We start from the raw sequence: 10,045 nt of genomic DNA, 5'->3' as shown, positions 1-10,045 counted from the left end.
GCTCCGTCTTGGCCGCCGCGGCGGCCGCGCGCAGCCCTTCCGTCGGCTCTGGATAGCGCGGGTCGAGCTTTTCCAGCGCCCGGCGCAGGGCGTGCGCGACCAACAGGCGGGCGACCCACTTATGGTCCGCCGGGACGATGATCCAGGGCGCATGCGGGGCGGCGGTGGCGCCGATCACCTCCGCATAGGCGCGGGCGTAATGCGGCCAAAGCGCGCGTTCGGCCATGTCGGCGGGGTCGAACTTCCACAGCTTGTCCGGCCGGTTGATGCGGCGGAGGAAGCGCTGCCGCTGCTCCTCGCGCGAGAGATGCAGGAAGAACTTCAGCACCGGCATCCCCTGGCGCCCGAGGTAGCGCTCATGCCCCGCGATATCCTCCAGCCGATGCTGCCAGATCTTATCCGTCATCTCGGGCTTCGGCAGATGCTCGGCCGCCAGCATCTCGGGGTGCAGGCGGGTGATCAGCACCTCCTCGTAATAGCTGCGGTTGAAGACGGCGATTTCGCCGCGCATCGGCAGGCCCTGATGGGTGCGGCGGAGGAAATCCTGCCCCAGTTCCAGCCGCGACGGCGCCTTGAAGGAGGTGACGCGCAGGCCTTCCGGGTCGATCCCGCGAAAGATGTGGCGGATGGTGCTGTCCTTGCCGCCGGCATCCATGGATTGCAGGATAACGAGGATGGCCCAGCGCTGCTCGGCGAAGAGCCGCTGCTGCAGCGCCGCGATCGCCTTGACGCTGGCGTCGAGCGCGACGCGCCCGGCCCGCTTGCCCAAACCCTCCACCCGGCTGTCGCTCGGCCAGTCGCCGAGGTGGATCTTGCCGCCCTTGCCGACGGTGCAGGCCCGCAACAAGGCATCGAGCGCGGATTCGGCCGCGAAAAGCTCGGTCATGGCGATCTCCCGTCTCGTGCCGCCGCCGCCCCGGCCGCGGCGCGGCGCTGGCGCCGCTCGCACCCCACCCCTATATCGGCGGCATGAGGCAAGAACGAAAGCCCGTGCTGCGCGTCATTCTCGGGGACCAGCTGAGCCCGGCGATCGCCGCGCTCAGCGATGCCGATCCGGCGCGGGATGTGGTGCTGATGGCGGAGCTCCGCGAGGAAGCGACCTACGTGCCGCATCATCCGATGAAGATCGCCTTCCTCTTCTCCGCCATGCGCCATTTCGCCGAGGCGCTGCGCGCCGCGGGCTTCACCGTCGATTACGTGGACTATGAGGATCCCGGCAATACCGGCAGCTTCGCCGGTGAAGTGGCGCGCGCCGCCAGGCGCCATGGCGCGGGCGCGATCGTCACCACATTCCCGGGCGAATACCGCGTGCTCGAAGCGATGCAGACGTGGGAGGCGGCGGCTGGCATTCCGGTCGAGATCCGCGAGGATACGCGCTTCTTCTGCACGCCCGCGCGCTTCCGCGCCTGGGCCGGGCATAAGCGCCAACTGCGCATGGAGTTCTTCTACCGCGAGATGCGGCACGAGACCGGGCTGCTCATGCGCGAGGGCGAGCCCGAGGGCGGCGCGTGGAACTTCGATGCCGAGAACCGCAAGCCGCTGCCGCCCGATATCGCCCTGCCGCCGGCCTTCTCGGTCCCGCCCGATGCGATCACCAAAGCCGTGCTCGATCTCGTCGCGCGCGAATTCCCGAAGAACTTCGGCACGCTCGATGGTTTCGATTACGCGGTAACGGCCGAGCAGGCGGAGGCCGCGCTCAGCCATTTCATCCGCCATGGCCTGCCCCGCTTCGGCGATTACCAGGACGCGATGCGCGCGGGGGAGGATCGGCTGTTCCACGCCGTGCTCTCGCCCTATTTCAACGCCGGGCTGCTCGATCCACGCCGCGCCTGCGCCGCCGCCGAGGCCGCCTATCACGCGGGCCATGCGCCGCTCAACGCGGTCGAAGGCTTCATCCGCCAGATCCTCGGCTGGCGGGAATATGTTCGCGGCATCTACTGGCTGAAGATGCCCGATTATCCGAAGAGCAATACCTTCGGCGCAGACCGCCCGCTGCCCGCGCTCTACTGGGGCGGAGCGACCGAGATGAACTGCCTCCGTCAATGCGTGGACCAGACGCGGCGGCGCGCCCACGCCCATCACATCCAGCGGCTCATGGTGCTCGGCAATTTCGCGCTGCTCATCGGCGCGGCGCCGGCCGCGGTCGCGGAATGGTATCTCTCCGTCTATCTCGACGCTTATGAGTGGGTGGAACTGCCCAATGTGCATGGCATGATCCTGCATGCCGATGGCGGCTATCTCGGCTCCAAGCCCTATGCAGCGAGCGGCAAGTATATCGACCGCATGTCCGACTACTGCCGCTCATGCCGCTATGCGGTGAAGGAGACCATCGGCGAGCGGGCCTGCCCCTTCAACGCACTCTACTGGAACTTCCTCATCGCGCATGAGCGGAAGCTCGCCGGCAATCAGCGCATGAGCATGATCTATGCCTCCCTCCGGCGCATGGAGGGCGAGAAGCGGGCGGCGATCGTCCGCCAGGCGGAGGCGTTCCTGGCCAGTCTGCCAGAGGCCTGAGCCGCGGGGCTCTCGCGGCGCCGGCCCTCAGGCGCGGCGGCGCGCGCGGCGCGGCGGCGATGCGGGCCGCTTGGCCGCCCCGGCCGCCGGGCGCTGGTTGTCGTTCTGGTTCCGAGCGTGGCTCCGCGTCCCGCTCCGGCCATGGTCAAAGCTCAGGGCGCCCCACCGGGAGGCGAGTGCCGCCCGCACGCGCGTGACCTCCGCCCCCGTCACCCGCAGCGGCGCATAGGCAGCGGCGGCCATAACCAGCGCCGGATCGAGCCGGCCTTGCCCCCAGCTCGGATGCAGGGTCATCCGCGTGCCGCCCTCGAAATGATCGCGGTCACCGATATCGAGATAGCTTTCGACCGGCAGATCCTCCGCGAGGATGATGTCGTGCCGGTCGAGCTTGAGGTGGTAGTACGTCATCCGCTCGGCGCAAACCTGTTCGATGCCGTAACCGTCGATGAGGTATTTGACGGGGATGAGCACGTCCTCGGCATAGATCGCATGATCGGGCGAGAGGTAGAGATCGCGGGAAGGCACGCCGGGCGCGAAGGCGCCGGCGCGGATGCGGACGGGGGTGACGGCCTCGGGGTCGGGGTGCTGGCGGGCAGAAAGCCGCCGCCGGCCGATCCAGGTGATCGGCGCGGCGATCCCGTCCAGCGTCATCACCCGGTCGCCCGGGCGTAGCCTCTCCACCGCACGCGGGCCGCGCGCCGTCTGGATCTCGGTGCCGGCGAGGAAGCAGGCGAGGCTCGCGACGGCGAGGCTGTCTCCCGCCCCGGCGCTCAGCGCGAAACTGCCATAGGCGGCGGTCGGGTCCAGCATCAGCTGCGCCAGCCTCTGGCTGCCGTCATAGAGGCCGAGGGTGCCGTTGGCATAGATCGCGCTGTCGAGCGGGGAATAGGCCAGCGCGCCGAATTCGACGGTGCTGGTGCCGTCGGCGAGGCCATAGATCGGCGCGGTGAGGGCGGTGGTGAGCAGGCTGGCGTCGCTCGCCGTGAAGTCGATCAGCCCGGTGCCGGCGAGGGCGAGGCTGACACCGGAGGCAGCCCCGCCAAGGGTCAGCGCCCCGCCCGAGCCGATGCTGATCGTGCCGCCGCTGCCCGGCCCGGCGGCGCCGAGGCTGCCGGTATCCGTCACCGTGCCGAAGATCGTGATCGCCGCGGGCGCGCCGGTGATGGCGGAGGCGGCGAGGCTGAGGCTGCTCACCGCGAGGCTGCCGCCCTGGGTGATCGTCGCGCTGCCGCCGCCGATCGTCGCGGCCTGGGCGCTGAGGTCTCCGCCATCGGCCAGGGTGGCGTCGGCGAGGCTGAGGCCGCCTGTGGCGCTCAGCGTCCCGCCTTGGCCGATCGTCAGCGACGCGGCGGAGACGTGGACGAGGCTTGCCTGCGCCAGGGCCGCCTGGCCGAGGGTGATCGCGCCCCCGGTCTCGTTGAGGCCGGTCGCACCCCCGAGCGTGAGGCTGCTGGCGCCCGCGCCGCCGCCCATCTGCAGGCTGCCGGCATTCTGCACGAAATCCCCGGCGGTCACGCGGCCCGCGGCGATGATGACGGTGCCATCGTTGGAATTGAGCGAACCGCTCACGGAGAGCACCCCTTGAGCGACGCCGAGCGTGCCTTGGGCGGCGACCAGCAGATCGCCCTCGGTGATCGGCCCGCCGCTCGCCCCGCCCACCGCGAGTGTGCCGCCCGCGCCGATGGTGAGGGCGACGCCGATGCCCGCGGGCGCGGAGAGGGTGAGGGCGCCAGCGCTCGCGCCGCCGCTGGAGACGGTGATGGTATAGCCCGCGGTGATGACACCGAAATCATCGCCGAGCATCACCGCCGTCGTGCTCAGCGGCAGGGTGCCGGACGACCAGTCCGCCGCCATCGCCCAAGCCCCGCCGCCACCCGCCGTCCAGAGCGTGCCGCCGGCGGCGACCGCCAGTTCCACCGCCGCCCGCGCCTGGATCAGGCCGGCGCCGGCATTGCCGAGGGGTGCCGCCACCGGGATCGCCGATTGCGCCATCAGCGCGCTGAGCCGTGCCGGGGTGAGGGCGGCATCGGCCTGCAGCATCAGCGCGCCTACCGCGCCGGCATTGGGGGCGGCGGCCGAGGTGCCGTTGAAGCTCAGGAAGCCCGGCACGGCGGTCGGGCTGCCGGAGACGCTGGCGAAGCTCGGGGCATTGGGCGTCGCAGGCGTCGGGAGGGCCGCGCCGGTCGGGCCGTAGAGGATCGTGCCGGGCCCGACCGAACTGTAGCTCGCCATCTGCGGCGTGCCGCCGAAAGCGGGCGCGGTGCCGTAATCGACGGCGCCCACGACATTGATGCCCGAAAGCAGTTCGTGGCCGTAGATATCGCCCGTGCCGCTGCCCGCCGCCGGGCTGACGAAGCTTGCCGCGCCATTGGCGGTATAGAGCGTGAAGTTCTGCCCGGTCGGTGTGATCGCGCTGCCATTCTCGACGACGACGAGGCGGAAGACCGTGCTGTTCGTGGTATTGGTGAAGGCGAGCGCCTGCACCGGGTCCGCGCCGATCGCGTCGGCGGTGGCCGAGGCGAGGATATTGCCCTGCATGTCGAGCAGGTAGAAGGCGAGGCTGTTGCCCGCACCCGGGCCATTGCCGATGGAGGCGAAGGGCTGTGCCCATTGCAGCCCGATGATCGCTTCCGCGCCGCTCGCGATGGTGAGGGTGAGATAGGGATTGCCAGCCCCGAAATCATTGGCCGTCACCTGCCCGATGCCAGGCAGCGCCAGGCTCGTGGGCGTAAATCCCTGCTGCAGATAGTCGTTGCCGTCATTGCCGGCGGCGGAGAAATAGCTCACCCCGGCGGCGACGGCGGCCTTGATCGCCTGATCGAGCACCGTGCCCGTCTGATAAAAGGATTCCGCGGCGGGGAAGGCGATGTCGTCAATGATGACCGCGCAACCGGCATTCTGCAGTGCCGTCACCGCATTGGCGAAATCCTGCAGCGATGAGCCGGCAGAGGCGAAATAGTAGCTCGCATCGGGCGCGATCTGATAGGCGAGTTCGGTCATCGCCTGGCCCTCATCGGTGCCGCTGGGGCTATCCGAGAGAACGGTGACGGCGGCGGGCAGATTCCCCGCCGAGACCTGGGCGGCGGCACCGCCATTGGCATCGAAGCTGTCGGAGATGATGCCGATCTTGATGCCCTGGCCGCTGACCCCGTAGAGGGAGGCGGCGAGGTTGGCCCCGAGCGCCTGCGCCGCGTCGTTCAGCCCGGACATGCCGCCTCCCTCACGATTCTTCGGCGAGCGATACCGCGAGGATGCTTAACAAAACAAAAATCTCTGCCGAAACGACCAGTCGCGTTTATAATTTCGCAATAAGTTCCGCCATGCTCAGCCGCGGTCGGTCTTGAAGCGATAGATCGTGGTGGAGCGAAAGATGTGGCCGGGCTGCAGGACGGTCGTCGGGAAATGCGGCTTGTTGGGCGAATCGGGGAAATGCTGGGTCTCGAAGCAGAAGGCATCGGACTGACGATAGGCCGCGCCGCCGCTGCCGGCGGATTTTCCGCCGAAATAGTTGGCGGTGTAGAATTGCAGGCCGGGCTCGGTCGTCTCCACCTCCATGATGCGGCCGCTGCGCGGCTCGTAGGCGCGGGCGGCGAAGGTCAGCGCGTCGGGCGCCGGCTTGTCGAGCACCCAGTTATGGTCGTAGCCGCCTTGGCGGAGGATCTGCGGATGCGCCATGCGGATCCCCGCCGCGATCGGCTTCGGCGTGCGAAAGTCGAGCGGGGTGCCGGCGACGGGGGCCAGCTCCCCGGTCGGGATGCCGGTCTCGTCCACGGGTGTGAAGCGCTCGGCCTGGATTTCGACGATATGGTCGAGCACCGAGCCCTGATCGTTGCCGGCAAGGTTGAAGTAGGCGTGGTTGGTGAGGTTGACCACCGTCTCGGCGGTGGTGGTCGCCTGGTAGTCGATCCGGAACTCGCCCGGCTCGTGCAGGCTATAGACGACCTCGATCTTGAGCGCACCGGGGAAGCCCTCGTCACCGTCGGGGCTGGTATGGCGGAGCACGGCCGAGACGGCGAGGCCGCTCTGCGCCGCCTGGACAGACCAGGGCGCCTTGTCGAAGCCGACCAGCCCGCCATGCAGGCAGTTGCCCCTGTCATTATCCGCGAGCGTGATGGTCCGCCCGCCGAGGGGGAAGCGCGCGCCGCCGATGCGATTGGCGTAGCGGCCGATGAGCGCGCCGAAATAGCCCGGATTCTCCTCGTAGAGCGCGCGGGGGGCGTGGTCGAGGGTGACATTGGCGAGCTTGCCGGCGCGATCGGGCGCCATGATGGCGGTGATGATGCCGCCGCGATCGAGAAAGCGCAGTTCGAAGCCGGAGGCGTTGCGCATGCAGTATTCCGTCACCTCCTGGCCGGAGCTGAGGGTCGCGAAGGATGTGTGGGTAACGCCCACCTTGCTGCCCGTCGTCTGGCTGGTCATGAACGCCTCTCTCTTTCTGTCGCTGGCGGGTAAAGCCTAGCCGCCACGGGGCGATCCGCCCAGAGCGGCCTTGAGCCGCCGGAACCGGAAGGATGCCGATTGGGTGCCGTGAGGATGGCGATCGAAGGCGGGTGGCCGCGCCGGCCGCCGACGTGGGAAAAATTCGTTCCCTATCCGTTCGTGTCTTGCTACCATGGGTTGTGTCGCACAGGAAGGGCGCCTGCGGCGGCCTTCGGCACCGGGCGGCTCGCGCCATCGCGCGGGAGACGGAAAAGGGGGACGAGGATGCTCTTGGATCGGGCCCGGGAATTGGCTGCTTGGCCCAGCCACCCCACGACCGCCGCCGAGCGGGGCGGGCGCCCTGCTGCCCGCCGCGCCGCGCGCGGCAAGCGGGCCCAGGCCGATGGCGTGGCTGGGGAGGAGCGGGTGGCCGCCGCGCTCCGCGCTGCCGGCTGGGAAATCCATGGCCAGCGGCTGCGCACACCAGCCGGCGAGGTCGATATCGTCGCCGAACAGGCGGGGATCCTCGCCATCATCGAGGTCAAGAGCCGGGCGACGCTGGCCGATGCCGGGGCCGCGATCAGCCCCCGCCAGCAGCGCCGGCTTTGCGCGGCAGCGGCCATCCTGCAGGGCGAGCATCCGGACTGGGGGGCGCGCGGCATGCGCTTCGATGCCTGGCTGCTCGATGGCCAGGGCCGCATGCAGCATGTGCCGGATGCCTTCCGCGACGCCGCATGATCCGGCCGCGAACCATCCTCCTCTGGGGTGGCTTTTCCGCCAAACCGCTCTATCTCTAGCGGCGACCCCAGGATAGCCAGGGGGCGCTACCGCTGAGCGGAGGCGCGGCGGATCGGGCCCCGATGCGCGCGCCTCCCGGATTTCGGTAAGCCAGGCGGGCAAGCGGCATCGCGCGCCGCCTTGCCTCCTGGTCTGTCGGAATAGACGCGCTGAACAGGAAGACCGGCATGCCCGATCCCGCCACCCCGCCACCCTTGACCGCGCAAACCGCCCTCTTCCTCGATCTCGACGGCACCTTGCTCGACATCGCGCCGCGGCACGATCTCGTGGTGGTCGAGGCGGGGTTGCCGGAGACCCTGCGGCGTCTTGCGGCGGCACTCTCCGGCGCTCTCGCAATCGTGACCGGCCGGCCGCTCGCGGATGTGGATCGTCTTTTTCCCGGCGCCGGCATCGCGGTCGCCGCCGAACATGGCGCGCGGCTCCGCCTGGCCGACGGCGAGCCGCGGGAGATGAGCGCTGAGCTTCCCTGGCGTGAGACGTGGATCGCGCGGATCGAAGCGGCGCTGCCCGCCTGGCCCGGCGCCTTCATCGAGCGGAAATCGGTGGGCTTCGTCGTCCATTATCGCCAGGCGCCGGCGGCAGGCCCCGCTATCGAGGCCTTCATGCGCGATCTCATCGCCCCGGCCGCCGGGGAGGCCGAGCTTCTTCCCGCGCTGATGGCCTTCGAGGTGCGGGCGCGCGGCGTCGGCAAGGGGGAGGCGGTGGCGCATCTCATGGCCGAAGCGCCCTTCGCCGGCCGCATCCCGCTCTTCATCGGCGATGACGTGACGGATGAGGAAGGCATGGCCGAAGCCGAGCGGCGGGGCGGCCGCGGCCTGCATGTCGCGCGGGATTTCGGCGGCGAGCCTGCCGCCGTGCGCGCCTGGCTGCGGGTGGCGGCGGATCGGCTCGCGCCGCCGCCGGCCGCCTGACGACATCGGATCACTCAGCCGCAGGGAAGGAGCAGCCTTGTCTCGCCTCGTCATTGTTTCCAATCGCGTGCAGATCCCGACCGAACGCGCCCCGCGCGCCGGCGGGCTCGCCGTCGCCCTCGGCAGCGGCCTCGCGCCCGGCACGCTCTGGTTCGGCTGGAGCGGCAAGCGCGGCCAGGGCGGGCGCACCCCGGTGCTGCACGAGGCGCAAGGCGTCACCTATGCGACGATCGACGTGACCGACCGGGAATATAACGAATACTACGTCGGCTTCTCCAACAGCGCTCTGTGGCCGCTGCTGCATTACCGGCTCGATTTCCTCGATTTCGAACGCCACCACTATGCTGGCTACCGCGCCGTCAACGCCTATTTCGCCGAGGCGCTGACGCCGCTGCTCAAGCCGGACGATCTCGTCTGGGTGCATGACTACCAGCTCTTCCTGGTCGGCGAGGCGCTGCGCGCCAAGGGGATCACCCAGCGCATCGGCTTCTTCCTGCATATCCCCTTCGTCCCGCCCGAGATCCTCGAAGCCATGCCCTGCGGCGAGGAACTGCTGCGCGGCATGTGCGCCTACGACGTGGTGGGCTTTCATACCGACGAGCACCGCAACGCCTTTCTCTCCTGCGTGCAGACCTTCCTTGGGATTTCCGCCGCCGCCGACGGCTCGTTTCAGTACGAAGGCCGCGTGGTGCGCACGATCAGCGACCCGATCGGCATCGATGCCGAGGAATTTGCCGGCCTCGCCACACGCTCCTCCCGCGGCGCCGAGGTGCGGCGCATCCGCGAAAGCCTCTTCAGCCGGACGCTCGCGATCGGCGCCGACCGGCTCGACTACTCGAAAGGCCTGCCCAATCGCTTCCGTGCCTTCGACCGCCTGCTCGAGCGATTCCCCGAGCATCGCGGCCAGATCTCCATGCTGCAGGTAGCCGCCCGCTCGCGCGAGGATGTGGACCGCTACCAGCAGCTGCGCCGCACGCTCGACCGGCAGGTGGGGGATATCAACGGGCGCTATTCGGAATTCGACTGGATCCCGATTCGCTACATGACTCGCGCGCTCTCCCGCAAAAGCCTCGCCGGCTTCTATCGCGTGGCGCGGGTGGCGCTCGTCACGCCGCTGCGCGACGGCATGAACCTCGTGGCCAAAGAATATGTCGCCGCGCAGTCGAGCGCGGATCCCGGCGTGCTCATCCTGTCGCGCTTCGCCGGGGCGGCGGATGAGCTGAAAGAGGCGCTCATCGTCAACCCCTTCGATGCCGATGAGGTGGCGGAAGCGATCAATCAGGCGCTGACGATGGAACTCGGCGAGCGCAAGGAGCGGTGGCAGGCGCTGCGCGAGCGGGTGTGGGCCGGCACGCCGCAACGCTTCACGGAAACCTTCCTCCAGGCGCTTCGCCCGTAAGGCG

7 protein-coding genes are annotated in these 10,045 nt (G+C 69.3%); 4 read left to right on the top strand and 3 right to left on the bottom strand.

The annotated features are described in order from the left end of the window. Positions 1 to 886: PPK2 family polyphosphate kinase (locus ACYQ7X_RS15250; protein WP_459697918.1), on the bottom strand; the 886-nt coding region annotated here is incomplete at its 3' end. Positions 887 to 969: 83 nt separating this feature from the next. Between ACYQ7X_RS15250 and ACYQ7X_RS15245 the strand changes: the two genes are divergently transcribed. Further along, positions 970 to 2,514, top strand: a complete 1,545-nt coding sequence (locus ACYQ7X_RS15245; protein WP_459697917.1) for a cryptochrome/photolyase family protein — start codon at positions 970 to 972, stop codon at positions 2,512 to 2,514. A 27-nt stretch (positions 2,515 to 2,541) separates the two neighbouring features. Here ACYQ7X_RS15245 and ACYQ7X_RS15240 read toward each other — a convergent pair whose 3' ends face one another. Both ACYQ7X_RS15240 and ACYQ7X_RS15235 read right to left on the bottom strand, forming a co-directional pair. Next, positions 2,542 to 5,724 (bottom strand): Hint domain-containing protein, encoded by a 3,183-nt coding sequence (locus tag ACYQ7X_RS15240; protein ID WP_459697916.1) that lies wholly within the window; start codon positions 5,722 to 5,724, stop codon positions 2,542 to 2,544. A gap of 114 nt (positions 5,725 to 5,838) precedes the next feature. Continuing rightward, positions 5,839 to 6,933 (bottom strand): aldose epimerase family protein, encoded by a 1,095-nt coding sequence (locus tag ACYQ7X_RS15235; RefSeq protein ID WP_459697915.1) that lies wholly within the window; start codon positions 6,931 to 6,933, stop codon positions 5,839 to 5,841. 285 nt (positions 6,934 to 7,218) lie between these two features. Here ACYQ7X_RS15235 and ACYQ7X_RS15230 point away from each other — a divergent pair, with 285 nt between their 5' ends. From ACYQ7X_RS15230 to ACYQ7X_RS15220, 3 genes are all read left to right on the top strand, one after another. Further along, a complete protein-coding gene (locus ACYQ7X_RS15230; RefSeq protein ID WP_459697914.1) occupies positions 7,219 to 7,671 on the top strand; it encodes a YraN family protein in 453 nt (150 codons plus the stop codon). 227 nt (positions 7,672 to 7,898) lie between these two features. Further along, positions 7,899 to 8,642 (top strand): trehalose-phosphatase, encoded by a 744-nt coding sequence (otsB, locus tag ACYQ7X_RS15225; protein WP_459697913.1) that lies wholly within the window; start codon positions 7,899 to 7,901, stop codon positions 8,640 to 8,642. Between the two features lie 37 nt (positions 8,643 to 8,679). Beyond that, positions 8,680 to 10,041 (top strand): alpha,alpha-trehalose-phosphate synthase (UDP-forming), encoded by a 1,362-nt coding sequence (locus ACYQ7X_RS15220; RefSeq protein WP_459697912.1) that lies wholly within the window; start codon positions 8,680 to 8,682, stop codon positions 10,039 to 10,041. Positions 10,042 to 10,045 lie beyond the last annotated feature (4 nt).

It is taken from the genome of Acidisoma sp. C75 (genome assembly GCF_054665095.1).
Note: the sequence above shows the minus strand (reverse complement) of the source record. Positions and strands in the feature narration are given on the sequence as shown.

Coding starts and splice junctions, on each gene's coding strand:
- ACYQ7X_RS15245 (WP_459697917.1), top strand. CDS start 970: ATGAGGCAAGAACGAAAGCCCGTGCTGCGCGTCATTCTCGGGGACCAG.
- ACYQ7X_RS15240 (WP_459697916.1), bottom strand. CDS start 5,724: ATGTCCGGGCTGAACGACGCGGCGCAGGCGCTCGGGGCCAACCTCGCC.
- ACYQ7X_RS15235 (WP_459697915.1), bottom strand. CDS start 6,933: ATGACCAGCCAGACGACGGGCAGCAAGGTGGGCGTTACCCACACATCC.
- ACYQ7X_RS15230 (WP_459697914.1), top strand. CDS start 7,219: ATGCTCTTGGATCGGGCCCGGGAATTGGCTGCTTGGCCCAGCCACCCC.
- otsB (WP_459697913.1), top strand. CDS start 7,899: ATGCCCGATCCCGCCACCCCGCCACCCTTGACCGCGCAAACCGCCCTC.